This window comes from Escherichia marmotae (assembly GCF_002900365.1).
Lineage (GTDB): Bacteria > Pseudomonadota > Gammaproteobacteria > Enterobacterales > Enterobacteriaceae > Escherichia > Escherichia marmotae.
On record NZ_CP025979.1, the window covers coordinates 1,311,477 to 1,338,249 of the forward strand.

General features: G+C 49.2%; 25 protein-coding genes, 1 tRNA gene and 3 pseudogenes. 8 read left to right on the plus strand and 21 right to left on the minus strand.

What is annotated here, in order from left to right; all coding sequences use genetic code 11:
- Window positions 1-165: 165 nt before the first annotated feature.
- Both C1192_RS07005 and C1192_RS07010 read left to right on the plus strand, forming a co-directional pair.
- Window positions 166-679 (plus strand): annotated as a pseudogene (locus C1192_RS07005) (MFS transporter).
- 82 nt (window positions 680-761) lie between these two features.
- Window positions 762-1,136, plus strand: a complete 375-nt coding sequence (locus C1192_RS07010) for a MysB family protein (protein WP_001516169.1) — start codon at window positions 762-764, stop codon at window positions 1,134-1,136.
- On the opposite strand, the pseudogene C1192_RS07015 reads toward C1192_RS07010, so the two are convergent.
- The 6 genes and pseudogenes from C1192_RS07015 to mdoG form a co-directional block, all read right to left on the minus strand.
- A pseudogene (locus tag C1192_RS07015) lies at window positions 1,137-1,271 on the minus strand (YceK/YidQ family lipoprotein); the annotation flags it as partial.
- 33 nt (window positions 1,272-1,304) lie between these two features.
- Window positions 1,305-2,513, minus strand: a complete 1,209-nt coding sequence (locus tag C1192_RS07020) for an IS256-like element IS1414 family transposase (protein WP_103194764.1) — start codon at window positions 2,511-2,513, stop codon at window positions 1,305-1,307.
- A gap of 63 nt (window positions 2,514-2,576) precedes the next feature.
- Window positions 2,577-2,687 (minus strand): annotated as a pseudogene (locus tag C1192_RS07025) (YceK/YidQ family lipoprotein); the annotation flags it as partial.
- Window positions 2,688-2,739: 52 nt separating this feature from the next.
- Window positions 2,740-4,068: an IS4-like element IS4 family transposase gene (locus C1192_RS07030; protein ID WP_103194760.1), complete on the minus strand. Its 1,329-nt coding sequence runs from the start codon at window positions 4,066-4,068 to the stop codon at window positions 2,740-2,742.
- A 195-nt stretch (window positions 4,069-4,263) separates the two neighbouring features.
- Window positions 4,264-6,807, minus strand: a complete 2,544-nt coding sequence (gene mdoH, locus C1192_RS07035; protein ID WP_072041593.1) for a glucans biosynthesis glucosyltransferase MdoH — start codon at window positions 6,805-6,807, stop codon at window positions 4,264-4,266.
- The gene (gene mdoG, locus C1192_RS07040) at window positions 6,800-8,335 is read right to left on the minus strand and encodes a glucans biosynthesis protein MdoG (RefSeq protein WP_077784563.1); all 1,536 of its coding nucleotides are present in this window, start codon (window positions 8,333-8,335) and stop codon (window positions 6,800-6,802) included. The genes mdoH and mdoG overlap by 8 nt, the downstream gene beginning before the upstream one ends.
- Before the next feature lie 393 nt (window positions 8,336-8,728).
- On the opposite strand from mdoG, the gene mdoC reads away from it, so the two are divergent.
- Window positions 8,729-9,886: a glucans biosynthesis protein MdoC gene (gene mdoC, locus C1192_RS07055; protein WP_001516166.1), complete on the plus strand. Its 1,158-nt coding sequence runs from the start codon at window positions 8,729-8,731 to the stop codon at window positions 9,884-9,886.
- Window positions 9,887-9,893: 7 nt separating this feature from the next.
- Here mdoC and clsC read toward each other — a convergent pair whose 3' ends face one another.
- The 6 genes from clsC to csgB all read right to left on the minus strand — a co-directional run bounded on the left by clsC (window position 9,894) and on the right by csgB (window position 13,726).
- On the minus strand, window positions 9,894-11,375 hold the full coding sequence (gene clsC, locus C1192_RS07060) for a cardiolipin synthase ClsC (protein WP_154663969.1): 1,482 nt from the start codon (window positions 11,373-11,375) through the stop codon (window positions 9,894-9,896).
- Entirely contained in the window at window positions 11,317-11,850 is a 534-nt protein-coding gene (gene ymdB / locus C1192_RS07065) for an O-acetyl-ADP-ribose deacetylase (protein ID WP_000842235.1), read from the minus strand. Before ymdB ends, clsC begins: the two co-directional genes overlap by 59 nt.
- A 94-nt stretch (window positions 11,851-11,944) precedes the next feature.
- Window positions 11,945-12,256, minus strand: a complete 312-nt coding sequence (locus C1192_RS07070) for a YmdA family protein (RefSeq protein WP_000489594.1) — start codon at window positions 12,254-12,256, stop codon at window positions 11,945-11,947.
- 121 nt (window positions 12,257-12,377) lie between these two features.
- On the minus strand, window positions 12,378-12,710 hold the full coding sequence (csgC, locus tag C1192_RS07075) for a curli assembly chaperone CsgC (protein WP_000992824.1): 333 nt from the start codon (window positions 12,708-12,710) through the stop codon (window positions 12,378-12,380).
- A gap of 58 nt (window positions 12,711-12,768) precedes the next feature.
- Window positions 12,769-13,230, minus strand: a complete 462-nt coding sequence (csgA, locus tag C1192_RS07080; RefSeq protein WP_000771420.1) for a curli major subunit CsgA — start codon at window positions 13,228-13,230, stop codon at window positions 12,769-12,771.
- Between the two features lie 40 nt (window positions 13,231-13,270).
- Window positions 13,271-13,726 carry a curli minor subunit CsgB gene (csgB, locus tag C1192_RS07085; protein ID WP_001516164.1) on the minus strand — a complete coding sequence of 152 codons (456 nt, stop codon included), beginning with the start codon at window positions 13,724-13,726 and terminating at the stop codon, window positions 13,271-13,273.
- 757 nt (window positions 13,727-14,483) lie between these two features.
- On the opposite strand from csgB, the gene csgD reads away from it, so the two are divergent.
- Genes csgD through csgG form a run of 4 tightly spaced genes read left to right on the plus strand, consistent with a single transcriptional unit; the run spans window position 14,484 to window position 16,830 of the window.
- Window positions 14,484-15,134 (plus strand): biofilm master transcriptional regulator CsgD, encoded by a 651-nt coding sequence (gene csgD / locus C1192_RS07095; protein WP_000481523.1) that lies wholly within the window; start codon window positions 14,484-14,486, stop codon window positions 15,132-15,134.
- 4 nt (window positions 15,135-15,138) lie between these two features.
- Window positions 15,139-15,528, plus strand: coding sequence for a curli production assembly/transport protein CsgE (gene csgE, locus C1192_RS07100; RefSeq protein WP_000833232.1), 390 nt, complete (start codon window positions 15,139-15,141; stop codon window positions 15,526-15,528).
- Between the two features lie 25 nt (window positions 15,529-15,553).
- A complete protein-coding gene (csgF, locus tag C1192_RS07105) occupies window positions 15,554-15,970 on the plus strand; it encodes a curli production assembly/transport protein CsgF (RefSeq protein WP_001264092.1) in 417 nt (138 codons plus the stop codon).
- Between the two features lie 26 nt (window positions 15,971-15,996).
- Window positions 15,997-16,830 (plus strand): curli production assembly/transport protein CsgG, encoded by an 834-nt coding sequence (gene csgG, locus C1192_RS07110; protein WP_001189334.1) that lies wholly within the window; start codon window positions 15,997-15,999, stop codon window positions 16,828-16,830.
- Window positions 16,831-16,880: 50 nt separating this feature from the next.
- On the opposite strand, the gene C1192_RS07115 is transcribed toward csgG, so the two are convergent.
- From C1192_RS07115 to ghrA, 4 genes are all read right to left on the minus strand, one after another.
- The gene (locus C1192_RS07115; protein WP_038355295.1) at window positions 16,881-17,372 is read right to left on the minus strand and encodes a DUF1097 domain-containing protein; all 492 of its coding nucleotides are present in this window, start codon (window positions 17,370-17,372) and stop codon (window positions 16,881-16,883) included.
- Between the two features lie 101 nt (window positions 17,373-17,473).
- Window positions 17,474-18,028 (minus strand): molecular chaperone YcdY, encoded by a 555-nt coding sequence (gene ycdY, locus C1192_RS07120; protein ID WP_038355258.1) that lies wholly within the window; start codon window positions 18,026-18,028, stop codon window positions 17,474-17,476.
- 23 nt (window positions 18,029-18,051) lie between these two features.
- On the minus strand, window positions 18,052-18,789 hold the full coding sequence (gene ycdX, locus C1192_RS07125) for a zinc-binding phosphatase (RefSeq protein ID WP_000283676.1): 738 nt from the start codon (window positions 18,787-18,789) through the stop codon (window positions 18,052-18,054).
- 54 nt (window positions 18,790-18,843) lie between these two features.
- The gene (gene ghrA / locus C1192_RS07130; RefSeq protein ID WP_016248581.1) at window positions 18,844-19,782 is read right to left on the minus strand and encodes a glyoxylate/hydroxypyruvate reductase GhrA; all 939 of its coding nucleotides are present in this window, start codon (window positions 19,780-19,782) and stop codon (window positions 18,844-18,846) included.
- 232 nt (window positions 19,783-20,014) lie between these two features.
- Here ghrA and C1192_RS07135 point away from each other — a divergent pair.
- Window positions 20,015-20,102: transfer RNA gene (locus tag C1192_RS07135), tRNA-Ser, on the plus strand.
- 278 nt (window positions 20,103-20,380) lie between these two features.
- On the opposite strand, the gene phoH is transcribed toward C1192_RS07135, so the two are convergent.
- From phoH to putP, 5 genes are all read right to left on the minus strand, one after another.
- A complete protein-coding gene (phoH, locus tag C1192_RS07145; RefSeq protein ID WP_000533531.1) occupies window positions 20,381-21,169 on the minus strand; it encodes a phosphate starvation-inducible protein PhoH in 789 nt (262 codons plus the stop codon).
- A gap of 553 nt (window positions 21,170-21,722) precedes the next feature.
- Window positions 21,723-22,994 carry an iron uptake transporter deferrochelatase/peroxidase subunit gene (efeB, locus tag C1192_RS07150; RefSeq protein WP_001199627.1) on the minus strand — a complete coding sequence of 424 codons (1,272 nt, stop codon included), beginning with the start codon at window positions 22,992-22,994 and terminating at the stop codon, window positions 21,723-21,725.
- A 5-nt stretch (window positions 22,995-22,999) separates the two neighbouring features.
- Entirely contained in the window at window positions 23,000-24,127 is a 1,128-nt protein-coding gene (efeO, locus tag C1192_RS07155; RefSeq protein ID WP_038355259.1) for an iron uptake system protein EfeO, read from the minus strand.
- Window positions 24,128-24,184: 57 nt separating this feature from the next.
- On the minus strand, window positions 24,185-25,015 hold the full coding sequence (efeU, locus tag C1192_RS07160; RefSeq protein WP_038355260.1) for an iron uptake transporter permease EfeU: 831 nt from the start codon (window positions 25,013-25,015) through the stop codon (window positions 24,185-24,187).
- A gap of 210 nt (window positions 25,016-25,225) precedes the next feature.
- Window positions 25,226-26,734, minus strand: coding sequence for a sodium/proline symporter PutP (putP, locus tag C1192_RS07165; RefSeq protein ID WP_001018482.1), 1,509 nt, complete (start codon window positions 26,732-26,734; stop codon window positions 25,226-25,228).
- Between the last annotated feature and the right edge of the window lie 39 nt (window positions 26,735-26,773).

The following is a 26,773-nucleotide window of genomic DNA, read 5'->3' on the forward strand; positions in this document are numbered from 1 at the left end:
GGCCGGATAAGATGCCTGCATCACATCCGGCCTGTCAGCATCAAATCCCCTGATTTAGCGATAAAAGCTCTCTGCGTTGCACCACCTATAAGTCAGGCGCATAATTAGTGTGCTTATTTTTTCTTCTTATGTTCACCGCGCCTGGCGCACCAACAGCGGATTGCTATGTCACCCTCTGATAATGACACCTCCATAAACTGGAAACGAAACCTGATCGTTGCCTGGCTAGGTTGTTTTCTCACCGGCGCCGCCTTCAGTCTGGTGATGCCGTTCTTACCCCTCTACGTTGAGCAACTTGGCGTCACCGGTCACAGTGAGCTGAATATGTGGTCCGGTGATCTTTTCTGTACTGCTGTTGATCCCAATGTCTTATGTCCAGACGCCATTGCAACTGGGGATTTTACGGTTTTTACTCGGTGCTGCAGATGGTGCTTTGCTCCCCGCCGTACAGACGCTGCTGGTTTACAATTCGACCAACCAAATCGCCGGTCGCATTTTCAGTTATAACCAGTCGTTTCGTGATATTGGCAACGTTACGGGGCCATTGATGGGGGCCGCTATCTCAGCAAACTATGGCTTCCGGGCAGTATTTCTGGTTACTGCCGGAGTCGTTCTGTTTAACGCTGTCTATTCCTGGAACAGCCTGCGTCGCCGCCGATTCCCCCAGGTATCGAACTGATTTTTCGCCTTTCATACTTGCAAAAGCGGAGAATCAGCTATTCTTTCCCTGAATACCTCATCAAATCAAAGGGAGAATCGTGATGACTATGTACGCAACGCTTGAAGAAGCCATTGATGCCGCACGCGAAGAATTTCTTGCTGACAATCCCGGCATCGACGCCGAAGAAGCGAATGTGCAACAGTTCAATGTCCAAAAATACATTCTGCAAGATGGCGACATTATGTGGCAGGTTGAGTTTTACGCCGATGAAGGCGAAGAAGGTGAATGCCTGCCAATGTTCAGTGGAGAAGCCGCACAGAGCATATTTGATGGCGATTATGATGAGATTGAAATCCGCCAGGAATGGCAGGAAGAAAATACTCTGCATGAATGGGACGAAGGCGAATTCCAGCTTGAGCCTCCGCTGGATACCGAAGAAGGGCGCACAGCAGCCGATGAGTGGGATGAACGTTAATTACTCATATGCTCCGTGGTGAATGTCGATCGGCAGCAGTAAGGTATCAAAGACTAAAGAGAATGGAAGATCAAGGATCGTGACATAGCGCCATGCGGAGTCACGCACATCCCATTGCACACCTGGATAATATTGAGCCTGTTTAAGATTCTGTGTAAATGCCTTTTCTCAGAAGTGACCGTCCAGGCGGTCACCGAACTCGATAATAAAGCGGCTCATTGCCATTCGCCAGTCCTTCAACGGCATCGTCCATTTCTGGGACGCAGACTGGATTGCCAGCCACACCACTTTTTTCACCGAGTCGTCTGTCGGGAACACTTTACGCTTTTTGAGCGCATGGCGGATCACGCTGTTTAGCGACTCGATGGCATTCGTCGTATAGATCACTTTGCGGATGTCCGTTGGATAAGCGAAGAACGTGGCAAGATTCGGCCAGTTAGCCTGCCAGCTTCGGCTTATCTGAGGATAGCGACAGTCCCAGGCCGCAGCGAACGCTTCCAGTGCCTGCTGGCCTGCCTCTTCCGTGGGAGCCTGATAAATCGCTTTCAGGTCGCGAGTGACGGCTTTGTAGTCCTTCCATGACACGAAGCGCAGGCTGTTGCGCACCATATGCACGATGCATAACTGGATGCGGGCCTTCGGATATACTGTGTTGATGGCATCCGGGAAGCCTTTCAGGCCATCCACACAGGCGATGAGGATATCGTTCAGACCGCGGTTTTTCAGTTCAGTCAGCACATTGAGCCAGAACTTCGCCCCTTCATTTTCGGCCAGCCACATACCCAGCAGTTCTTTCTGACCTTCGATATTGATGCCCAGTGCCAGGAACACCGATTTGTTGATGACGCGACTGTCCTGCCGAACTTTCAGGACGATACAGTCAAGATAAACAATGGGGTAAACAGCATCCAGTGGTCGGTTTTGCCATTCTACAACCTGCTCCATCACGGCATCGGTAACCTTTGATATCAGTGCCGGTGAAACATCTGCGTCATACAGTTCTTTGAACGCAGCAGCTATCTCACGGGTGGTCATCCCTTTGGCATACAACGAGAGGATCTGGTTATCCATCCCGGTAATACGGGTCTGATTTTTCTTTACCAGTTGTGGTTCGAAGGTACCGTCACGATCGCGCGGAGTACGCAGTTCCAGTGGACCGTCGCCTGTGATAACGGTCTTTGTGGAAAAACCGTTGCGGGAGTTAGCTCCTGGTCTGGACTGATTTTTCTCATACCCAGGATGGTGTGTCATCTCTGCATTGAGAGCGGCTTCAACGCTGAGCTTTTTCAGCAGCCGATCAAACTGACTGAGGTCTTCAGGGGTTTTGAGGTTTTTGGCCAGTTCGTTAGCCAGAGCCTGTAACTGTTTTTCGTCCATAAATTAACCTTCATTTGATGCTGGATTGAACATATCAAAATCAGGCAATTACACAAATCTATGTACAGGCTCATAATATTGATTGCCATGCCCCTGCCCCGGTATGGTGCGACTGATGATGCTGCCACAACCACTCAGCAAAGCAACCATGATGCCTACCAAAATGAAACGCATTCGTACCCTCTTCTGTAAAAAAATACCGGCATTACGCCGTAATGCCAGTCAGTTAAGCAACTGACTGGCTCTTTTTCGGGGCTGTGGGGTATTTCCAGGGCCTCTCCTTTACCACTCTCGGGAAGGCTCTTTCCCTTCTTGTCGGTAATTTCACAAGTTGTCCCATACTTGCAAGATCGCGCATCAGCTCCGGTATACGTCCCGGTGAAGCGCCCTGCAATGTCATCAGCATTCTCATCACCATTCCGCATGATTCTGAGAAACTCAGTTGATTCGGCCAGTAACCTTTCAGATGTTCTGCCATTTTAATCATCTGATATCTCACCAGATTATAAGCCAGTAAGACACCCCACAGCTCTTGCTCCACAAGCTCCGGCTTTTTACTTCTCAGCGTCAGCCTGCTCAGTTGCATCGTCTGTTTTATCTCCCTGTATCCCAGTTCGATTTCCCAGCGATGACTGTACAGATCCGCCATTTCTCCTCCGGGGAAGCGCATGGCGTCCGTCATCGACGTCAGCAGATGGCAGACTTTTCCTTTGCGCGTCACGGTCAGCAGGCGGGCTGTCACCTCATTTCCCAGCCCCGGCCACTTTTTTCGTGCCTGCGGGCTGGTTTTCAGCTTCACCAGATGATCGCCTTTACCCAGTTTTCTGATCTCTTCATATTGCGCTCCCTTTCTGAGAGGGATCATCCAGTGGCGGTGTTCTCCCGCCTGGCTCCAGGCATTTAACAGTCCCAGTGAGTAATAACCTTTATCCATTAACGTCAGGGTGTTATCGCCGGTTTGTTCTATAAGTTGCTCAGCAAGCTCATTTTCGCTGTTCTTCATCGTGCCGAAGGCTGCAGCCGTCAGCAGATGGCTGGTCAGTTCCATCTGGCAGACCATTTTGACCTGCGGGTAGAGCGCCGGGTTCCCGGCATGTGTCTGGCGGGGGAAGGCTGCATCGTTCTCTGGTGTATCCGGTGTGCGCCAGAACACACCATCGATGGCCAGCAGGGTCAGGCCGCACCAGTGCGGATGCGGCGTGGTGTTATGCCAGAGCTGCGCTGTTTTCGTGAACACGCGGCGGACAGCCTCACTTCCCAGACGCTGGCGGGCCTGAATAACGGCACTGGGGGCAACGAAGGGGCGATTGCCCGGCAGCATGATGTCCAGGCGATTCACAATCTGGTGAAGAGGTTCTTTACGCTCAAGCGCCATGCCAACAATACACCAGACCATCATTTCGAGGGGAAGACGGCGCTTGCGTAGCGTTACAGTACCTGATTCGGCAAGGCAACGAGAGATGAGTTCGGGGTCGAGGTAATCCCCCAGAGAAGTCAGTGGGTTACGCAGAGAATCGTAACGGGATACCAAATCAAGGGCCTGTCCAATGAGCATAAAAAAATCCGGAAACGAGTGAGCGTTTCCGGATTCTTACACAGCCACTGGATCGGTCAACTGATCCTTAACTGATCGGCATTACGGCATTACGCCGGTATTTTTATTGGCTCGTTGTTTTTGCCGGATGTGGCGTGAACGCCTTATCCGATCTACGAAACCTTGCAAATTCAATATATTGCAGGTAACTACGCTTTATTGCGAAGCCACATCCGGTTTACGTAATGCCAGTGGATTCAGCTTTATCCCTTCGTAGTAACTCACCCATGAAGAATATTTCTCCGGGGAATTCCACACACGGAAATGCAGGCGTGCCATGGTCACCGGATCGCTCAACAGCACCAGGCGGCGATCGCGATTCAGCTTCTCTGGCGTCTCGTTCAGCGCCTGTTCAACGTGGCGATCGCGGGCGATTTCCAGCACCTTACTGGCGCGGTGACGCGCGGTGGCCATTGCCATTGCCAGGGCATTAAACGACGGATTAAACACCGCGTGCATAAAGCCATCGTCGAGAGAACGTTGACGGTTCATCTCAAGGAAACGATCGGTATCGACCAGTACCTGCGGCGGTGAATACTCTTCCGGGATCAGGAACAGTTTCCAGCGTTTCGTGCGCAAACCAACGGTTGTACGGCTGGAGATCACCGAAACAAACGGTGACTGGATCAACGAGAAGACAATCGGTGCCAGCCAGAACAGAAAACGCAGATCCAGCCACGCCATACCGACCGCCCACACTAACCCCAGCAATAACTGAGAGCCGTGGCGTTTAAACGCTTCGCCCCAGGAAGTGGAGTCATCATCACGCTGCGGTGAATTCCACACCACTTCCCAACCGAGGAAGGCGCTGACCACGAATACCGTATGAAACAGCATGCGTACCGGTGCCAACAACACGGAGAACAGCACTTCTAACAACAACGATAACGTCACGCGCCAGAAGCCGCCATACTCTTTCGTCCCTTTGCACCAGATGAGCAAAATACTCAACAACTTCGGCAGGAACAGCAGCACCATGGTCGAGGCAAACAGCGCAATAGCCAGTTCAGGACGCCACTGTGGCCACACCGGGAACAACTGCCGTGGTTGCAGAAAGTATTGCGGCTCGGTCAGCGCGTGCACTACCTGCAATGCGGTAGAAAGCGCGAGGAACATAAACCACAGCGGTGCGGAAAGATAAGACATCACACCTGTCAGGAACACCGCGCGGTGTACCGGGTGCATCCCTTTCACCAGGAACAGACGGAAGTTCATCAGGTTACCGTGGCACCAGCGGCGGTCACGTTTTAGCTCATCAAGCAGATTAGGGGGCAGCTCTTCATAAGAGCCAGGAAGATCGTAAGCAATCCATACCCCCCAGCCTGCACGGCGCATCAGTGCGGCTTCCACAAAGTCATGCGAAAGAATTGAACCAGCAAATGATCCTTCACCAGGCAGCGGTGCCAGCGCACAATGCTCGATAAACGGTTTCACGCGGATTATCGCGTTATGCCCCCAGTAGTGCGACTCACCGAGTTGCCAGAAGTGCAAACCGGCAGTGAACAATGGCCCATAGACACGGGTAGCAAACTGCTGGCAGCGCGCATACAGCGTATCCATACCGGACGCTTTCGGTGAAGACTGGATAATCCCGGCATTCGGATTGGCTTCCATCAGGCGCACCAGACCACACAAGCAATCACCGGTCATCACTGAGTCGGCATCCAGCACCACCATGTAGCTGTACTGACTGCCCCAGCGACGGCAGAAGTCATCGATATTACCGCTCTTACGCTTCACGCGACGACGGCGACGGCGATAGAAAATCTGACCTTCGCCACCGACTTCAGCGATCAGCTCCATCCACGCTTTTTGTTCTGCCACACAGATGTCTGGGTTGTAGCTGTCACTCAGAATATAGACATCAAAGTGTTGAGCATTGCCGGTGGCTTTTACCGATTCCCACGTTGCACGCAAGCCTGCAAAGACGCGGTTCACATCCTCATTACAAATAGGCATGATCAATGCCGTGCGATGCTCCGGATTTAACGGCTCATCACCAACGGTTGACGCAGATATACTGTATTTATCGCGACCAATAAGTAACTGCAGGAAGCCCATCAGCGCCGTCCAGAACCCGGCAGACACCCAACAGAAAAGAACAGCGAAGAGGATCAGAATGCCGGTTTGCAGCATATAAGGCAGGAGCTGCATAAAGGAAACCCACAGATCCTGACCAACCATATCAACCGGATTAATCAACGCCCATCCCTGATACGGCAGAATCGTCTTCATGTACCAGGTGGCGACAACAGTTTGCGCCAACGTCAGGATAAGCAGGATGTAACGACGGATTGTCCCGACGGTACGCCACTTTTGCTCACTTTCCTGCTCTTCTTTGGTCAACCGGGCCAGATAGCGCGGCGTCACATCGCGCCCACGCAGACGATCCCAGAATCGCCCTACCGGATTAGTTCGCCACGGATCGGGAAACATAGAGGAGCGTTTTGCTTTCGGCATTGCCTGAAGCTGGTCGCGTCCTTCGTCGTCTTTAATTAACTGTCCATCAGCAAGCGAATCAGGCCAGGCTTGTTCCAGACGTGCCTTTACCGAGCCTTGTGGGGAGTCATCCTCCCGCGCATAGATCCGGTGTTCAGCATCCAGCGCCTGATGAACAGCGCGGATATCGGTCTTCGGCAATGCCGCTTTCTCGCTTGCAGAGATGGGCATTGCGTCAATGTACTCGGTTGTCTTATTCATTGGCAGGTAACTGGTAGCTCCAGGTTTCACTCAACGTCTGATCGGCATTCACCAGCGCAGCACGCATTTCAGTGGTTTTCTTGGCATCTTTCACTTTCACACGCATCACCAGACGCCAGCCTTTAGTAACCGGGTTATAACGCACCGTGCTTTCGACAATCTCACCATTATCGCCAATGCTGGTTTGCGCGGTGACCGGCGTATCCTCTGGCAGTTTTTTCATTTCTGCGCCGGTGAAATCGACCACAAAGGCAATAGTGTCATCAGGCTGGCGAATCAGGTTCGACTGCTTTACATCGCCCGTTGAACGGCGCGTCTGCTGCACCCAGGCGTTATCAGGCGCGTGAAGTTTGTCTTCGTCACGACTGAAGGTGATGGTGTATTTAAAGTTCATCTCTTTGCCCGGCTCCGGCAACTGATCCGGTGTCCAGTAAGCGACGATGTTATCGTTGGTTTCATCGTTGGTTGGAATTTCTACCAGCTCAACGCTGCCTTTACCCCACTCCCCTTTCGGCGTTACCCAGGCGCTAGGACGCAAATCATAACGATCGTCGAGATCTTCAAAACGGGAGAAATCGCGGCCGCGTTGCAGTAGACCGAAACCTTGAGGGTTCTCCATCGAGAAACTGCTGATCGCCAGATGTTTCGGGTTGTTCAGCGGACGCCAGATCCACTCACCGTTACCAGCATGGATAGAAAGGCCGTTAGAATCGTGCAATTCCGGACGATAGTTATTCGCTGGAGATGGCTGATTCGGCCCGAACAGGAACATACTGGTTAACGGTGCAACGCCCAGTTTGCCGACTTTATCGCGCAGGTAAATTTTCGATTGCACATCAACAACCGTGTCACGTCCCGGCATAACAACGAACTTGTAAGCGCCTGTCGCACGCGGCGAATCAAGCAGCGCATAAATTGTTAAACGTTTGTCAGTCGGTTTTGGACGCTCGATCCAGAATTCTTTAAATCGCGGAAATTCTTCACCGGATGGCAAAGCGGTATCAATTGCCAGGCCACGGGCAGAAAGACCGTAAACCTGACCTGCGCCAATCACGCGAAAATAGCTGGCCCCGAGCATGCTGACGATTTCATCGTTTTTATCTTTGCTGTTGATCGGGTAAAGCACTTTAAAACCGGCGAAGCCAAGGTCTTTTACCGTGTCTTTGTCATGCTGAACATCACCGAAAGTGAAATAATCCGGACTGTATTTGATTCTTTTTACTGCCGTTGCGGTGACTTCGTTGATTTTGACCGGCGTGTCGAAGTACATACCTTGATGGTAGAACTCGAGCTTGAATGGGGTCTTCAGATTGTTCCAGTAGGCTTTGTCATGATTAAACTGGATCTGCTGATAGTCCGCGTATTTCATGTCGCGGAAAACGGAGGGCAAGTTACTTTTAGGTGCCTCATAGCCTTTCCCGGCTAAGGATTGAGCTTGCTTTGCGACATCGTCAATGCTGAAGGCCCAGCCTGGCGATGTATACAGAGTTAACATTACTGCAGCGCTCAACCAACGCATTTTCATCATTTGTAGTTTATGTTTCATAATAAGTAAGCACTTCCCCCTTTGTGTGCTTATATCGATCCGATCTATTTTAATGGATAACCAGCCATTCCGACAACAGAATCCCGGTATTATTCGGCGTACCGGCTCATGGATTAAGCACCTGATTGCAACCGTTTTCACTTTCCGTGCTTCTCCTAAAGACAGAAGGAGCGAGTTCGTGTAGGGTTTGCCAGCAAATTTATTTATCAACCGTCTTACAGGCGCTTCCATTTTGGTTCGTGGTAGCGGTTATGCCGCATAAAAACACACTTGAAATCTGCGCCACATGTGGTCAGGTCGGTGTCGCTACGGCAAAAGCCTAAAGGCATTACCCGGTCGGGATAAGACGAAAAATCCGAGATTAGTTAACCATATATGAATCCAGTACCCGCGCAGCGTGAATATTTCCTCGACTCCATCCGCGCATGGTTGATGTTGTTAGGGATCCCTTTTCATATTTCTTTAATTTATTCAAGCCACACCTGGCATGTGAATAGCGCAGAACCATCATGGTGGCTGACGCTTTTTAACGATTTTATCCACGCCTTCCGTATGCAGGTATTTTTCGTTATTTCCGGGTATTTTTCCTACATGCTGTTTTTGCGCTACCCATTGAAAAAATGGTGGAAAGTGCGCGTTGAGCGCGTAGGTATCCCGATGTTAACGGCAATTCCCCTGCTCACCTTGCCGCAATTCATTATGCTGCAATATGTCAAAGGCAAAGCGGAAAGCTGGCCTGGGCTATCATTGTATGACAAATATAATACTCTGGCCTGGGAATTAGTCTCGCATCTGTGGTTTTTACTGGTGCTGGTCGTTATGACGACACTGTGCGTGTGGATATTTAAGCGCATCAGAAATAATTTAGAAAATTCAGATAAGGCGAATAAATCTTTCTCGATGGTTAAGCTATCGATATTATTTTTCTGTCTGGGTGTTGGCTATGCAGCAATAAGAAGAACACTATTTATCATTTATCCGCCCATTTTAAGCGATGGCATGTTCAATTTTATTTTCATGCAGACGCTGTTTTATATGCCGTTCTTTATTCTCGGTGCACTGGCTTTCATTTTTCCTAACCTTAAAGCTTTGTTTACCACCCCATCTCGCGGCTGTACCCTCGCGGCAGCACTGGCATTTATGGCTTATTTGCTCAATCAACGTTACGGCAGTGGCGATGCATGGATGTATGAAACTGAGTCGGTGATCACGATGGTGCTCGGACTGTGGATGGTTAATGTGGTCTTCTCCTTCGGCCACCGCCTGCTTAATTTTCAGTCGGCACGGGTAACTTATTTTGTCAACGCGTCGCTGTTTATCTACCTGGTTCACCACCCATTAACGCTCTTTTTCGGCGCATACATCACCCCGCATATCACCTCAAATTGGCTTGGTTTTCTCTGCGGTCTGATATTTGTGATAGGGATTGCGATAATTCTGTACGAAATTCATTTACGCATTCCGTTGCTGAAGTTTTTATTCTCTGGCAAACCGAACGTGAAGCGTGAGAATGATAAAGCGCCAGCCCGTTAAGCCACGTTTATAATAACCATTCAACGGGCAATATTGACGCCAGTCTGACCATAACCCGCTTCCAGAAACTGGTTGCGGGTTCTTTTTTGAGGATAATATCTTCCTTCCCATGACGATCGACCCAGTTGATCCTTCCCCAACGATCCAAACGGAGCTGCCAGGCCGCATCATACTGACTCTGCATAAAGCGTTTATCGATTAATTGCGCCAGCGTTTCACTCTCTATCACCAGGCCCATTTCAGTATTGAGCAGCGTTGAACGCGGATCGAAATTGAATGAGCCAATAAACACTATTTTGCCATCGACACTAAACGTTTTGGCATGCAGACTTGCGCCAGAATTCCCGGTTATACCGCGATCGTGCAGCGTTCCGCTCTGTTCCCGCGTCGGCTTCAGTTCATATAATTCAACGCCATAGCGGAGCAATTTTTTGCGCCAGCGGGCATACCCGGCATGAACGACAGCGACATCGTTAGCGGCAAGTGAATTGGTTAAGATAGCTATCTTGACCCCTTTTCTCACCATTCGTAAAAGCTGCGCCACTCCCGCGCGCGTTGGCACAAAATAGGAAGAGATAATATCAATACGTTCGCTGGGTGAGCCCATGATATCGAACAGACGTTGCGGCAGCAGTGAATGGCGTTTTGCCTTGCCCTCCCCTTTCGCGGGATCATCACTTAATAAACGCGTTCTTGCCCAGATTAGCGGCAATGCCCCGTCAACCAGTTGATTTATAAAAGGACTTAACTCCATTTGGCGCAAATAGCGATGTGTCCCGCTGTCGTTGTACCAGGACGCAGGTAGCTCAATGCGGTCAGCCATTTCGCCATCGGGAACATCCAGCACCTGCTGCAACGGTGAAACCGATTTGCAATACCAGTAGCGGGCGAAATCATCGGCAACGTCCTCAACAACTGGCCCGATTGCCATGACATCTAAATCAGAAAAAAGCGGCTCTTCCCCCGCACCAAAATAAGCGTCGCCAATGTTTCGCCCGCCCACCAGCGTTACCACACCATCAACGGTAAAACTTTTATTATGCATACGGCGATTGAGGCGGGAAAAATCGGTGATATAGCCAAGCGGGCGCAACAAACGAAACGAGAAAGGATTGAAAAGCCGGACTTCAATACGCGGGTGACTATCGAGCAAGCGTAAAATGTCATCAAGCCCGGGGGTATTGTTGTCATCGAGCAACAACCGGACGCGAACGCCACGCTTCGCTGCGGCTAACAGGGCGGAAAACAGCAACCGCCCCGACATATCGTCCTGCCAAATGTAGTACTGAACATCCAGCGTATGTTCCGCCATTTCCGCCAGATAATATCTTGCGGCAAACGCATCCAGGCTTTTATCAAGAGGGAAAATGCCGCATTTTCCAGGATGTTGCGAGCACAACGGCAGCACCGCGCTCGCCAGCCGGGGCAAATCATTCATCTCCTTGTTGGGTAAGGAGTCTTTCGTAGAGGTGGGCGTTTTCTGCATCATAACAGACAAAGTATACTTGCTCAGGTAAAGCGTGACGGGTAATAAATTCCGAAACGGTTTTTACAGCTATTTCAGCCGCAGCAGCACGCGGGTAACCATATACACCAGTGCTAATGGCAGGAAAAGCCACTGACGAATAACCGTTCGCAGCCACCAGTCGCAGACTATTGAGATAGGCATCCTGCAATAACTGGTCTTCATTTTGTTCGCCCCCGCGCCAGACTGGCCCAACGGTATGCACAACTGCTTTGGCAGGAAGATCGCCTGCAAGAGTAATGACTGCATGTCCCGTAGGGCAATCGCCCTGTTGCTGACGAACTTTTAAACAAGCATCCAGCAAGGCCGGACCAGCAGCGCGATGAATAGCGCCATCAACACCGCCGCCCCCCATTAATGATGGATTTGCCGCATTAACAATAACATCAACGGCCAGTTTGGTAATATCACCCTGCACAACATGAATACGCGATTTCATAACGCCTCCTTACACCATCTTGTTCCTTAAGTGTACAGCAGGGCTTTTAGGGAAATCGCATTTTTGTTGTCAGCAACGTGAGTTGCTCAGAAACTTAGTTATATTCGATGTTCATCACAGCCAGCTTTTTCTGCTCATCAAGGTACTGCACTTTTACTGAGGCAATTTGCGGATTTTTGACGTTACCGCTCATCAACTCTTTGCTGGAATAGGTTTTGTCCGGAACCGAACCATTCTGCATACAGGTCATTTCTGGTGGTGCCTGAAGAGTACTGACATCACATGTCGGTTCTACAATTTGACCACGAAAATAGATCACGCCACCTTGTGCATTACTGCCTGCGATGGCAATAAAAGGGTAAACCAGACTGCCGAGCATAAGAGAGTTTAAAAATGGTCTGAACATTTATTCTATTTCCTCAATGATTAATCATCCTTGAGGGTTGCTGTTATCCATACTGTCAGGTTGGCCGATTCGCATCAGACCATTCTCTCCCGATTCATTTTATGCTCAATATATCAACGCATTAAGACTTTCCTGAAGATGGCGGCCATTGTTGTGATAAATGCAGTGACTGTCCATCAGAAACAGTAACAACTATTTTCACTCGATCGTCCGGGGAAATATTTAAGCTCAATTTTGTCAAAGCAATGGGTTGATTAGCGGGCACTGAGAGGGTCTTTTCTTGCTTCGTCTGGCTTTGCCCAGAACTGCCTTCGCGCAGAGACAATATTTGTACCCGACACAGGCAAGATTGTGTCAGGGTGACTTCAGGGATAATGGTGTACATGTCGCCTTGCTGGGTCGTATTAAAGGTTATCTGGCTGGAAAGCGCCGCGAGAAGTAATAACGCGTTCATACTATTCTCCCGAAAAAAAACAGGGCTTACGCCCTGTTTCTGTCATACAAATTCTGTATTAGTACTGATGAGCGGTCGCGTTGTTACCAAAGCCAACCTGAGTTACGTTGACGCTGGAGTTAGATGCAGTCTGGTCAACAGCAGCACCGTTACCACCACCGAACTGTTTAACGGTCATAGTAGAATCTTTACCATTCCACTGATCGAGAGTAGCGCTGTTACCGAAACCACGCTGAGTCAGATCGATTGAGCTGTCATCAGAACCTTGTCCAACATCAGCGCCGTTACCGCCGCCATGCTGGGTAATAGTCAGATCGGAGTTGCGGGCATCAGCCTGCAATGCAACAGCAGAGTTACCGCCGCCGTACTGGTAAATATTCAGCTCTGAATTCGGGCCGCTGTTATTGCCGCCACCACCGTGGTTGCCGCCGCCACCGCCGCCGTACTGAGGAATAGCACCTGCCAGAGCACTACCAGAGAATACGATTGCTGCAATTGCTGCTACTTTTAAAAGTTTCATGTAAAACCCCCATCGGATTGATTTAAAAGTCGTATGGAAATTAACGTTGTGTCACGCGAATAGCCATTTGCGACTGTCTCTGCACTACAATTGCCGTTTTTTGAGTACCATACTGAGTAATATTTGCTTTATTACCAGAACCTTTCTGGATAATCATTGCAGTATTACCATATGCGCCTTGCGATATACTGGCATCGTTGGCATTGCCCGTCTGGTCAATATACGCAAGGTTATAATCTCCTTTCTGGTCAATCCTGGCTCGGTTACTATTACCTTCTTGCGAAATAACCGACAAAAGTTTAGAGCCTCCCTGCCGTAACTGCGCGCTATTATTAGCGCCAGTTTGACCAATTATGGCTGCCTGATTAAATGAAGACTTACTCAATTCATTTACCGCAAAGTTATATTCTGAATTAGCCAAATCATAACCTGCCGCGGCTGCAATCCCAGGCGCACCCAGTACTGTTAACATCATAAATAACAATCTGTTTTTCATGTTGTCACCCTGGACCTGGTCGTACATTAAAGAAATTTAAATCACTTCAACTTGGTTGTTAACGCAAACCGCTTTTTGTTAACGCTGCGTTACGATGGAAAGTATGTCTGTAGAAATATTTTTAATAACTCACCCACGCGTTGTATTTTTCTTTTTTTGTTCATACCAAAGTATTAAAACTCGCGTAAATACGCTGTTATTTACGCAAAAAATATTTTGTTTACTTTTAAATTGCTATTTTTTGACCGCAAAAATTCAACGGACGGCCTCTCTGCACAAGTCGAGAAGATTACGTCGATATGTCTGTTCAACAAGCCGTGACAAACATCGTCTTTTTGCAGCAAAAATTTGTCCAGGGAGAACCTCCGAAAAATTAAGAAATTTCCGCGCAACAAAAGGACTATGTGGGAATAAATTTTATATGCATAATTATGGACTTAGCGTTATTTGTATGACTTTTTAAAATTGTGCAATAAAAGCTATATGTACAACTTTTCTATCATTTCTAAACTTAACCACCCCGCAGTGTTAACATTTTTAAATGTCAGATTACATTTTGTTACACGATTAACACTTGCTTTAAGATTTGTAATAGCTAGATTGAAATCAGATGTAATCCATTAGTTTTATATTTTACCCATTTAGGGTTGATTTATTACTACACACAGCAGTGCAACATCTGTCAGTACTTCTGGTGCCTCTATTTTTAGAGGTAGCTGTCAGGTGTGCGATTAATAAAAAAAAGCGGGGTTTCATCATGTTTAATGAAGTCCATAGTGTTCATGGTCATACTTTACTGTTGATCACTAAACCTTCCTTGCAGGCGACAGCGTTATTGCAGCATTTAAAACAATCGCTGGCAATCACAGGAAAACTGCATAATATTCAACGTTCTCTGGACGATATATCTTCTGGCTGCATTATTCTGTTGGATATGATGGAAGCAGATAAAAAGCTCATTCATTACTGGCAGGATACATTAAGCAGAAAACACAACAACATTAAAACAATGTTGTTAAATACCCCAGATGATTATCCGTACCGCGACATTGAAAACTGGCCACATATCAATGGTGTTTTTTACGCCATGGAGGATCAAGAACGCGTAGTCAATGGGTTGCAAGGCGTCTTACGTGGTGAATGCTACTTTACGCAAAAGCTTGCCAGTTACCTGATTACACATTCCGGTAACTATCGTTATAACAGCACGGAATCTGCCCTCCTTACTCATAGGGAAAAAGAGATCCTTAATAAGCTGCGTATCGGCGCCTCCAATAACGAGATTGCTCGTTCGCTGTTCATCAGCGAAAATACGGTTAAAACGCATCTTTATAATCTTTTCAAGAAGATAGCTGTAAAAAACCGAACACAAGCGGTCTCATGGGCAAACGATAACCTCAGGCGATAAAGCCATGAAACGTTATTTATGCTGGATTGTAGCAGCAGAACTTCTCTTCGCTGCGGGCAATGTTCACGCCGTTGAGGTAGAAGTACCGGGATTGTTAACTGACCATACTGTTTCATCTATTGGGCACGATTTTTACCGTGCCTTTAGTGATAAATGGGAAAGTGACTACACCGGTAATTTAACGATTAATGAAAGACCCAGTGCACGATGGGGAAGCTGGATCACAATAACGGTGAATCAGGACGTTATTTTCCAGACATTTTTATTCCCGTTGAAAAGAGACTTCGAGAAAACTGTCGTCTTTGCACTGATACAAACTGAAGAAGCACTAAATCGTCGCCAGATAAATCAGGCGTTATTGGGTACGGGCGATTTGGCGCATGATGAATTCTAAATAAAAAATTTGTCAGGAGGCTGCAATGCGTGTCAAACATGCAGTAGTTCTACTCATGCTTATTTCTCCATTAAGTTGGGCTGGAACTATGACCTTTCAGTTCCGCAACCCAAACTTTGGTGGCAACCCGAATAACGGCGCTTTTTTATTAAATAGCGCCCAGGCACAGAACTCATATAAAGATCCCAGCTATAACGATGACTTTGGTATTGAAACACCATCGGCGCTGGATAACTTCACCCAGGCTATTCAGTCACAAATTTTAGGTGGCCTGCTGTCGAATATTAACACTGGCAAACCGGGCCGAATGGTGACTAACGAATATATTATCGATATTGCCAACCGCGATGGTCAATTGCAGTTGAACGTGACAGATCGTAAAACCGGACAAACTTCGACTATTGAAGTGTCGGGTTTACAAAATAACTCAACCGATTTTTAAGCCCCAGCTTCATAAGGAAATTAATCATGCAGCGCTTATTTGTTTTGGTTGCCGTCATGTTGCTGAGCGGATGCTTAACCGCCCCACCAAAAGAAGCCGCCAAGCCAACATTAATGCCTCGAGCCCAGAGCTATAAAGATTTGACCCATTTACCTGCACCAACGGGTAAGATCTTTGTTTCGGTATACAACATTCAGGACGAAACCGGGCAATTTAAAGCCTACCCGGCGAGTAACTTCTCCACTGCTGTTCCGCAAAGCGCCACCGCGATGCTGGTCACGGCATTGAAAGATTCTCGCTGGTTTATACCGCTGGAGCGTCAGGGCCTACAAAACCTGCTCAACGAACGCAAGATTATTCGTGCAGCACAGGAAAACGGTACTGTAGCGGTAAACAACCGAATCCCGCTTCAATCGCTGACCGCAGCCAATATCATGGTTGAAGGCTCAATTATTGGTTATGAAAGCAACGTCAAATCGGGCGGTGTTGGGGCGAGATACTTTGGTATTGGTGCAGACACGCAATACCAACTTGATCAGATCGCCGTGAACCTGCGCGTCGTCAATGTGAGTACCGGTGAGATCCTTTCTTCGGTGAACACCAGTAAGACAATCCTTTCCTATGAAGTCCAGGCGGGTGTCTTCCGCTTTATTGACTACCAACGGTTACTGGAAGGGGAAGTGGGTTATACCTCTAACGAGCCGGTTATGCTGTGCCTGATGTCAGCCATCGAAACAGGCGTTATCTTCCTGATTAACGACGGTATCGACCGTGGCCTGTGGGATTTGCAGAATAAAGCAGAACGGCAGAATGACATTCTGGTGAAATACCGCCACTTATCAGTACCGCCGGAATCCTGATACATAAAAAAGCTGGCTCTTTACTATTCAATCTAAAGCGTGAGTGCTCCTCACGCTTTATTTTTGACTTGTTGCTCTCGCTGAGCGGACTTAGCACCGCGCGCTGCCAGCCAAAGACCGCTGTTTTTCATCGCGTAGCCAAACACCAACCCAAGCGCCAGAGAGGGTAAAACCAGCTTCCAGTTCCCCTGCCCGGCAAACGTCGCACATGCGCCGATAAATGTACCAGGGACAAACGACAACAACAGATGTTTAGCCTGAATACACATCAGAAAAGCCACAATCCCCGTTATGACATAACCGTGAATTTCCAGATGTGGTGCCAGCGCACTACCGTGAATAATAACCATCGCCCACACCATGCCACTCAGCAACGTTGCAGCGGAGATTGCCAGTCCTTTCAAACCACCCTGTGGACAGGCAAAGTAGGCCGTGCAGCCCAGGAAACCCGCCCAGCTAAGTAAGCCAAGAGAAACAGCCACCCATCCCCAGATACCGGAGAGAATGCCTGTTGTGATTGCAATAGAGAGAAGTATGTTCATGCCGCGCATAATAGCAGAAAACGCGAAATTGAATGAGATCGAGCACACATTTTATGCAACGGCAAATTATAGATTGCAGTTATAAGTGACGTGAGTCACATTTATTCTTCTGACTGTTCCTCAAGTTCATCCCACATTGCGCTAATGGCATCGCGGGTCAGCGGTGCCATGGTACGCCAGAACGGCGTGGTCGCATGGGCCTCAACTTTACCGAGAAATACGCCGCACCAGGGCAACAGATACTCGCTGAACAGTGTTTCCAGCGCTTCGCTTTCATCTTCTGTTGACTGATCTTCCAACCAGGAAGCTGCCAGCAATAAAGTACCGATATGATCCGCTGGCGTATCCGCTAACGGCATCCCGCGTTCGGAAAGAAAAGCACGCACTTCTGCTTCTGTGGCACCCTCAACCCAGGCGCTGCGATAAGGCGAAACTGCGCATTCATCTCCGACAAATAGTGCATTGTAATCGGCAGATACTTGCGCCATATCACAGCTTTTCTGCAAGCGCGCCAGTAATTCATCCTGTTCCAGCGGCCAGTTCGCCGCCAGTTTTCCTTCACGAATCAAGGTAAACAGCGGAACCAGTAAAGGGTCCTGCGGTTGGCGGTAATAGAGCGAACCCAGTACACGACACAGGATAGAAAACTCGTTCATTAATTTATTTCCGTTAATAACAATTAAAGATCAGCAAATTCTGCAATTGGTGCCATACCGCGAGATTCAAGGAAGTTCAGTAAGCGGCGCGGTGAAACATTCAGAATACGCTCTTGCGGAAAATCAACCGCGTCGAGGATTTTACGACACTCTGCAAAGTCCCCCATGGTAAACGCGGTGTGAGAATCCGATCCTAACGCGACCCAGCCACCGGCATCGCGCACCGCCGCAGCCACTGCACGGCAGTTTTCTTCACTGCCCTTACGCGAATGTAAGAATGAGGAATTATTAATTTCCAGCGCCACCTGATATTTAGCCGCTGCTTCGGCAACAGCGTTAAAATCTATGGAATATTTGGGGTTCCCCGGATGGCTTATAATATGCACATTACCACTGGCAATAGTCGCGATCATCGCTTGCGTGTTAGTGGCTTTATCATGTGGTGCAAAAACTGGTTCATGAAAACCAGCAATGATCAAATCCAGCGACTCAAACATTTTGCCGCTGCAGTCAATTTCACCATCAACGTTTTTGATGTTGGCTTCGATTCCACGCAGGATCCCTACCCCATCGACCACTCGCGGCCAGATACGCATATTAATGAAGTGCCAATGGTGCGGTGCATCTTCCATATCCGGGCCATGATCGGTGATCGCAAAAAGTTTAATGCCCTTCTGTTTGGCCTGGGCAATGTAATCACTTAATGTGCTATATGCATGCGTACTGGCAACGGTATGCATATGAAGGTCGACGGGATACATAACTCTCTCCTGTATTCAATTACCGCCAAGGATAGCAGGAATCCGGAAGCTTTATTAGTAGCCTCGAGCGCGATCGACCTGCCCGCTAGCAGTCTCCCCTCGTTCAAGTTGCGTAATGGTGCGTGCAATATACTCCACCGCTTCAGCAGGTCGGGTAATGGCTGCAACATGTGGTGTTATTGTCACACGTGGATGTTGCCAGAGCCGACTTTCCGACGGTAAGGGTTCACGATTAAAAACATCCAGCATCGCCGCTTTAACCTTACCGCTATCCAGCGCCGCGAGCAGGTCATCTTCTACTACATGAACGCCACGCGCCAGATTCAGGAGATACGCGCCATCCGGTAATTTTTCTAATAATTGTTGATTAATAATGCCGGCCGTTTCGGGGGTATTCGGTAGAAGATTAATCAATACGCGGCATTGGCTCAGAAATGCGTGCAACTCTTCGCTTCCGGCAAAGCTTTGAACACCAGACCAGGATTTACGAGTGCGACTCCAACAACGCAATGGAAAGCGCCAGGTTCGCAAACTCTGTGCGACTTTACTGCCCAATACACCAGCCCCCAGAATGCCGATAGTAAAATCTTCCCGGTGATATTCAGGCAGTGGTTGCCAAAGCGAAGCATTTTGTTGCTCGCGATAATCGTCAAAGCGCCGAAACCAGTGCAACACCTGGCTCACTGCGTACTCCTGCATTTGCTCGCCCATACCGGTATCTTCCAGGCGAAAAAGCGGAATAGACGGTTTCAACATTTCAGGGTGTGTCTGTAATTTACTCAAAATCGAATCAACACCAGCACCCAACGCGAACACCGCCTTAAGGTCACGCCCTGCCAGCATCCCGACCGGAGGATGCCAGACCAAAGCATAATCCGCAGGATGATTATCGCCGGTTTCCCATGCTCTGACTCTTGCATGTGGAAGCGATTTCCCCAGCGCATCAATCCACCATTGGGTATCAAACGTTGGGTGATAAAAGATGATATCCATACTGACTCCCGAAAAATCTGAGCGAAATTTATTCGCACTTATCGTTATGATCTACAAAGACCACCAGCATAACAAATCAGCGGTCGGTGGCAAAAAAAGCAGATTTCGCTTATTAAAACTGCATATTGATTGAAGTTTGAATAAACGCGCGATTTTTTTAAAAAGTTTGTTGACCTCAGGCCATGATTTCCCTAAATTAGCGCCCGTTCCAGCAAGACAGGAACAACAATTTGGTGAGGTGTCCGAGTGGCTGAAGGAGCACGCCTGGAAAGTGTGTATACGGCAACGTATCGGGGGTTCGAATCCCCCCCTCACCGCCATATTTTAAGAAGAGCTCGTACGAAAGTACGGGCTTTTTTTTCGCATATTACATACACCGGGGGGGATGAGAAGCCCCGACCGGGGTTCTCAGATTGTTGACACTGTGCGCTTTGTTCATGCCGGATGTGGCATGAACGTCTTATCCGCCCCACAAAATCTCGCAAATTCAATACATTGTGATTATCTTGTAGGTCTGATAAGCGTAGCGCATCAGGCATCTTACGTTTGTCATCAATCTCAAAGCCCGGCTCGCCCGGGCTTTGAACCAATAATACACTTAGCTGTAAGCATGTAGCGTTCGTTGGCAAAGTGCCGAACGTACGCAATCATCTTTGCCGAATCGGACAATCCCGATCATCTCATCTTCTTCAAAACGTTCCAGAGCGTCACTTAATCCGGATCGCACGCCGCGAGGTAAATCGCATTGCGTGATATCACCGTTGACGATAACCGTCACGTTTTCCCCGAGGCGGGTTAAAAACATTTTCATTTGCGCGGCAGTCACATTCTGCGCCTCGTCAAGAATGACAACTGCATTTTCAAAGGTACGTCCACGCATGTAGGCGAACGGCGCGATTTCCACCTTCCCTATTTCCGGTCGCAGGCAATACTGCATAAAGGAAGCCCCCAGGCGCCGGACAAGCACGTCATAGACCGGGCGAAAATAAGGAGCAAACTTTTCTGCAATATCTCCAGGTAAGAAGCCAAGATCTTCATCGGCCTGCAATACTGGACGGGTGACGATAATCCTGTCGACATCCTTATGAATCAGAGCCTCTGCCGCTTTTGCAGCACTGATCCAGGTTTTGCCGCACCCGGCTTCGCCAGTGGCAAATATAAGCTGCTTACTCTCAATAGCCTTCAGATAGTGCAATTGCGCTTCATTTCGCGCGGCGATTGGCGAAGTATCACGACTGTCGCGAGCCATGCCAATGGCTTCTACGCCGCTCATCTGCACAAGCGAGGTGACCGATTCTTCTTCACGCTGTTTATGGCTACGCGAATCCCGTCTCAGCACACGTTTTGCCTCGCGACGAGCTTTGATCACTGCTTTTTGTCTTCCCATGGAGAGCACCTTGAGTTGTTTGTATTCATCACACGCGCCGTTGGCAGCGCGATTATGCGCACGAACATCAGAGGGTTGGCTTCCTTGTAAGCCATAGTTTGCTTTTGGAAATAACACCGAAAACGGCTACGCGCACCGTTAAAGGCGTCGGTAACACGAATAAAGAAAGGAAGTGGATGAGAATGTAGAGTGACGCAGTTGCTACCGGAGGAGAAGTCTCCGCGTTTAGTCGAGCGTTGATTGTCAAAAACATGTCCAGTACAGGACGTTACCATCCGCGATCTCCATAGTGACTGTCTATCACTGCCGGGAACTACCGCTGTTACATAATAAGTACAACAGATCTCTTATTCATTGCAACGATATATTTACTTATATTTAACTATAAACCACCATTTTGATGACATTAGCTTGTATCGCAAAGATGACAGTGTGATGACAAAAACGAGCAATTTGGGTCGATATTAGTGTGCTCTGTACCCTAACCGTAGGCCTGATAAGACGCGCAAGCGTCGCATCAGAGCACGAACACCAGATGCGGCGTAAACAAACATTAAACCCGCAATAACGCGCTTCCCAGGTAATCGTTCGCATCCTTCACCCCCGGCAGCGCAAAAAAATACCCCCCGCCGATGGGTTTGACGTATTCCTCCAGAGCCTCGCCATTCAGCCTTTTTTGAACTGTCAGGAAGCCTTTTTCCAGATCGTGTTGGTAGCAGACAAACAAAAGCCCCATATCAAGTTGCCCGGAGTTGGTGACACCCAACGAATAACTGTAGCCGCGACGCAGCATCAGGCTGGACTCACTCTCTGGCGTGCGGGGATTCGCCAGCCGGATATGGCTGTCCAGCGCAATCACCTTCCCTTCAGGGTCACTGGCGTAATCCGGTACATCATGCTCATGCTGCATACCCAGCGGTGCACCGGTTTGTTTATCTCGACCAAAAATCGTCTGCTGCTCTTTCAGTGGTGTTCTGTCCCAAAACTCCACCCGAAACTGAATTAAACGCACGGCCTGGTAGCTGCCACCAATAGTCCAGGCTGGCTCCTGCTGATCTGCCGTTACCCACACCACTTTTTGCATCAGTTTCGTATTCTGGCTGTCGGGATTGGCGGTGCCATCTTTGAAGCCCAGCAAATTAATCGGCGTCTCTTTGCCTTTGCTACGCGCCGCATGATCGGAAATAAACCCTTCCCGTTTCCAGCGAACGCTGAGTAAATCTGGCGTGTGTTTAATGATATCGCGCAGCGCATGGATCACCGTGTCCTGGGTGTTAGCGCAAATCTGCAACAGCACATCACCATGACATAATGCTGCATCCAGCGAGTCGTTAGGGAAACGCGTCATCTTCTGCAACTTTTTCGGCATCTGCAACGCAAGGCCAAACCGCTCATCAAACAACGAATGCCCCACAGACAGTGTAATAGTGAGATTATCAGGCGCAATGTATCCGCCGAGAATGCCGGAATCGAGTGGCGGCAAGCGAGGATTGGGCGTTTCTGGTGCCACTCCGCCCTGAGTCAGAAAAGCAAACCGCTGAGTCAGCAAACGAAACAGCCGCTCAAGATCGGCTTTATCGCTGGCCAGCACATCAAACGCCACCAGCATCATTGCAGCTTGCTGTGGTGTCAGAATGCCCGCCTGATGCTCACCATAAAAAGGTTGTTTCTCATTGCGCGCTTCTGGCGAAAGCGTACCCGGCGCACTTTGCACTTTTTGCGCATGAGCGACCGGGCAACTCCCTGCCAGCGCCAGCGCGCCAATCCCTTTAAGTAAACGTCGGCGTGACGGTTCATTCACGCCGTTTTCATTTTTGTACTGCATAACGCTTAATCCAGTCCCAGCACACCGCGAAGTTGCGCCAGATCTTCTGCCAGCGCAGTAATCGGCCCTTTCAGCGCGTTACGGTCGGCATCGGTCAGCTTATCGTAGGTTTCAAAACCGTCTTTAGTTCGATATTTCGCCAGAATGGTATCGACTTTTTTGAAGTTGACGTCAACTTTCGCCAGCAGTTCAGGATTAGCTTTTTGTAATTGTGGACGCAGCAGATCGACAATTTTCTGAGAGCCTTCAATATTTGCCTGGAAGTCCCACAGATCGGTATGGCTGTAGCGATCTTCTTCACCACTGATTTTGCTGGCTGCCACTTCTTCGATCAGCCCGGCTGCGCCACCAACGACTTTTGATGGCGGGAAAGCCAGTTCACTGATACGTTTTTGCAAATCGACCACATCGGTATAAAGCTGGTCAGCGTACTTATCCATCCCTTTGGTGGTGTTGTCGCCAAACAGCGCTTTTTCCAGACGGTGGAAACCGGTGAATTTCGGGTCAGCCGCTTTTTGTTCGTAATCATCCTCACGCGCGTCAATGCTGCCATCCAGATCAGAGAACAGTTCAGCGATTGGTTCAATGCGCTCATAGTGCTGGCGCGTCGGGGCATACAGTGCTTTGGCTTTTTCGATATCACCTGCTTTGATGGCGTCGGTAAAGGCTTTGGTATCGGTAACCAGTTGCGCGGTTTCCGCCATGACATACGCTTTATATTCGGTAATTGCACCGCCAAGACTTAACAGCGCATCGCTTTGCGCCGCATCCGCCGTCGCCTCGCCTTTGACGATCAACTTCCCTTTCGGGTTAGTCAGCAGACCGCAGGTCATATCGTATTCACCTGGCTGTAAATTCGCCGTCATTTTCTGGCTAAAACCAGGGGCGATATTTTCCCGCTCTTCCACCACCATCACACCTTTGAGGATCTCCCACTCCAGTGCCTTCTGGCTGTGATTCTGAATAATGAACTGCGTTTTACCGGCGTTGACCGTAATGGTCATCGGTTCGCACTGTTTATCCGTCACAGTTACTTTGACCTGCGGAACATCAGCAGCGTTAGCCATAAAAGCGGTGGAGAAAAGCGCAGCCACGCTCAGGTACAGTGCGCTACGGCGGAAGTTAATGGTCATGACGAGACTATCCCTTTAAAGTATGTTGTAACTAAGTAAGAGTTTGCGTCATATTCGTTACACGGAGCGAGACGCTGTCGTACCGGTACGTGGCGGCAGAGCAAACGCCACCAGCGCCGGGATGAGATAAATAAACCAGACGGCCACTTCGCTGACGCTGGGCGCTTCCTGATAACCAAAAATACCTTCCATCAGCGTACCGAACAGAGAGTGAGTTGAGAGCACCGCGCTCATATCGAAGGCGATTTCCTGGAAGTGGTTCCACAGTCCGGCTTCATGAAATGCGCGAATGGCACCAGCGGCCAGCCCTGCGGCGACGAAGAGGATAAACAGGCTCGTCCATTTGAAAAATGCGCCAAGATTCAGGCGAATCCCCCCCCAGTAGAGCAAGAAACCGAGCACTACGGCAGTAGCGAGACCAAGCATTGCGCCCAGCGGCGGCCAAATCCCGACATCCTGTTGAAATGCCGCCAGCAAGAAAAAGACCGACTCCAGCCCTTCCCTTGCAACGGCCAAAAAGACCATCATCACCAGCGCCCAGCCGTGATGGTTTCCGCGCTGCAATGCGCTATCGACCGCCTGTTCCAGTTGCACTTTGACGTTGCGCGACACTTTGCGCATCCAGAAAACCATCCAGGTGAGGATCACCACGGCAATCACCGCCACGATACCTTCAAACAGTTCTTGTTCTTTTTGTGGGAATTCGCCGGTGGTTTCATTAATGAAGATGCCCAGTCCCAGGCACAACGCGGCGGCAAGCAACACGCCAATCCACATCACACCAATCCATCGGCCCCGCTGGGTACGCTTAAGATAGCTGGCAATCAAACTAACAATCAGCGCGGCTTCAAGTCCTTCGCGCAACATAATGAGAAACGGAACAAACATGCCACCCACCCTTAAACGTTTTTCTGAGTCAATCTATGCAAAGAAAAGTAAATCGCAGTGATAGCGATTATCATTACGGCGAAGGAAAACACAAGCGAAATGTAGTGATAATGATAATGAAATGTAAAAATACTTTGAAAGAAAACACAGAGGGCAATCACTGATTGCCCTCTGCCTGCTGCCTGTTATGTTTCGGTAAAACGCCTTCCCTTAGCTTTCCTGCAACCGTGACGGTGGCGCCGAATGATAATGCGCATCCGCTTCAGCAAAACGTTTTTGCATCGCCGCTGACGGTGCTTTACCCAGCAAACTGAACACCACAATCCCAATGCTGCCGAAGATAAAGCCCGGAATAATTTCGTACAGTCCCAGCCAGCCGAACTGTTTCCAGACGATAACCGTAAGCGCGCCAATAATCATCCCCGCCAGCGCACCGTTGCGCGTCATGCGTGACCACATTACCGAGAACAGCACGACCGGACCAAACGCCGCACCAAAACCTGCCCACGCGTAGCTCACCAGACCCAGCACGCGGTTTTCCGGGTTTGCCGCCAACGCAATGGCCACCAGCGCCACCACCAGCACCATCACGCGCCCAACCCACACCAGTTCTTTTTGGCTGGCATGTTTACGCAGAAACGCTTTGTACAGATCTTCGGTAATCGCACTGGAACATACCAGCAACTGGCAGCTTAATGTTGACATCACCGCTGCCAGAATCGCTGACAACAGAATTCCGGCAATCCACGGATTAAACAGAATTTGCGCCAGTTCGATAAATACGCGTTCAGCATTCTGGTTTACCGCACCCGCTACCGCCGGATGATCATTAAAGTAAGCAATACCAAAGAAGCCGACAGCCACCGCTCCGGCCAGGCAGAGGATCATCCAGGTCATGCTGATACGACGCGCATGGACGATGCTATGGTGGGAATCCGCTGCCATAAAACGCGCCAGAATATGCGGCTGCCCGAAGTAGCCCAGCCCCCACCCCATCAGCGAGATAATGGCGACAAAGTTCAGGCCTTTGAGCATATCAACGTTTTCAATGCTCTTTTGTTTGATCACTTCCAGCGAGTCACCAAAACCACCGACGCTGATAATCACGATCACCGGAGTGAGGATCAGCGCAAAAATCATCAGGCTGGCCTGCACGGTATCGGTCCAGCTCACCGCGAGGAAACCGCCAATAAAGGTATAAAGGATGGTCGCCGCCGCACCTGCCCACAGAGCCGTTTCGTAGCTCATGCCGAAGGTGCTTTCAAACAGACGTGCGCCAGCCACAATGCCCGAAGCACAATAAATAGTGAAAAACAGTAAAATAACCAGCGCGGAGATAATACGCAAAATACGGCTTTTATCTTCAAAGCGCCCGGTGAAATAGTCCGGCAGAGTTAAGGCGTTATTGTTGTATTCGGTATGAACACGCAACCGCCCGGCCACCAGTTTCCAGTTGATCCACGCGCCTAATGTCAGGCCAATGGCGATCCAGCTTTCTGAAATCCCGGAAAGAAATACCGCGCCCGGCAACCCCATTAATAACCAGCCGCTCATATCCGACGCACCCGCCGATAATGCCGTTACAAATGGGCCAAGACTGCGGCCACCCAAAATATAATCGTCAAAGTTTTTGGTTGATCGCCAGGCGATAAACCCAATCAATATCATGCCAAAGATATAGACACAAAACGTCACCAACATCGGTGTGCTAATAGCCATCTAAAGTCTCCAAAAAAATATTATCGGCAATGTCGAAAC

What these genes read in the sequence shown, in the direction of transcription:
- putP (WP_001018482.1), bottom strand. Translation starts at nt 26,734, where the DNA reads ATGGCTATTAGCACACCGATGTTGGTGACGTTTTGTGTCTATATCTTT.
- csgB (WP_001516164.1), bottom strand. Translation starts at nt 13,726, where the DNA reads ATGAAAAACAGATTGTTATTTATGATGTTAACAGTACTGGGTGCGCCT.
- ycdX (WP_000283676.1), bottom strand. Translation starts at nt 18,789, where the DNA reads ATGTATCCCGTCGACCTTCATATGCATACCGTTGCCAGTACGCATGCA.
- efeU (WP_038355260.1), bottom strand. Translation starts at nt 25,015, where the DNA reads ATGTTTGTTCCGTTTCTCATTATGTTGCGCGAAGGACTTGAAGCCGCG.
- mdoG (WP_077784563.1), bottom strand. Translation starts at nt 8,335, where the DNA reads ATGATGAAAATGCGTTGGTTGAGCGCTGCAGTAATGTTAACTCTGTAT.
- C1192_RS07020 (WP_103194764.1), bottom strand. Translation starts at nt 2,513, where the DNA reads ATGGACGAAAAACAGTTACAGGCTCTGGCTAACGAACTGGCCAAAAAC.
- mdoH (WP_072041593.1), bottom strand. Translation starts at nt 6,807, where the DNA reads ATGAATAAGACAACCGAGTACATTGACGCAATGCCCATCTCTGCAAGC.
- C1192_RS07030 (WP_103194760.1), bottom strand. Translation starts at nt 4,068, where the DNA reads ATGCTCATTGGACAGGCCCTTGATTTGGTATCCCGTTACGATTCTCTG.
- ghrA (WP_016248581.1), bottom strand. Translation starts at nt 19,782, where the DNA reads ATGGATATCATCTTTTATCACCCAACGTTTGATACCCAATGGTGGATT.
- phoH (WP_000533531.1), bottom strand. Translation starts at nt 21,169, where the DNA reads ATGGGAAGACAAAAAGCAGTGATCAAAGCTCGTCGCGAGGCAAAACGT.
- csgC (WP_000992824.1), bottom strand. Translation starts at nt 12,710, where the DNA reads ATGAACGCGTTATTACTTCTCGCGGCGCTTTCCAGCCAGATAACCTTT.
- efeO (WP_038355259.1), bottom strand. Translation starts at nt 24,127, where the DNA reads ATGACCATTAACTTCCGCCGTAGCGCACTGTACCTGAGCGTGGCTGCG.
- clsC (WP_154663969.1), bottom strand. Translation starts at nt 11,375, where the DNA reads ATGATGCAGAAAACGCCCACCTCTACGAAAGACTCCTTACCCAACAAG.
- csgE (WP_000833232.1), top strand. Translation starts at nt 15,139, where the DNA reads ATGAAACGTTATTTATGCTGGATTGTAGCAGCAGAACTTCTCTTCGCT.
- C1192_RS07070 (WP_000489594.1), bottom strand. Translation starts at nt 12,256, where the DNA reads ATGTTCAGACCATTTTTAAACTCTCTTATGCTCGGCAGTCTGGTTTAC.
- mdoC (WP_001516166.1), top strand. Translation starts at nt 8,729, where the DNA reads ATGAATCCAGTACCCGCGCAGCGTGAATATTTCCTCGACTCCATCCGC.
- efeB (WP_001199627.1), bottom strand. Translation starts at nt 22,994, where the DNA reads ATGCAGTACAAAAATGAAAACGGCGTGAATGAACCGTCACGCCGACGT.
- csgD (WP_000481523.1), top strand. Translation starts at nt 14,484, where the DNA reads ATGTTTAATGAAGTCCATAGTGTTCATGGTCATACTTTACTGTTGATC.
- C1192_RS07010 (WP_001516169.1), top strand. Translation starts at nt 762, where the DNA reads ATGACTATGTACGCAACGCTTGAAGAAGCCATTGATGCCGCACGCGAA.
- csgG (WP_001189334.1), top strand. Translation starts at nt 15,997, where the DNA reads ATGCAGCGCTTATTTGTTTTGGTTGCCGTCATGTTGCTGAGCGGATGC.
- C1192_RS07115 (WP_038355295.1), bottom strand. Translation starts at nt 17,372, where the DNA reads ATGAACATACTTCTCTCTATTGCAATCACAACAGGCATTCTCTCCGGT.
- ycdY (WP_038355258.1), bottom strand. Translation starts at nt 18,028, where the DNA reads ATGAACGAGTTTTCTATCCTGTGTCGTGTACTGGGTTCGCTCTATTAC.
- csgF (WP_001264092.1), top strand. Translation starts at nt 15,554, where the DNA reads ATGCGTGTCAAACATGCAGTAGTTCTACTCATGCTTATTTCTCCATTA.
- csgA (WP_000771420.1), bottom strand. Translation starts at nt 13,230, where the DNA reads ATGAAACTTTTAAAAGTAGCAGCAATTGCAGCAATCGTATTCTCTGGT.
- ymdB (WP_000842235.1), bottom strand. Translation starts at nt 11,850, where the DNA reads ATGAAATCGCGTATTCATGTTGTGCAGGGTGATATTACCAAACTGGCC.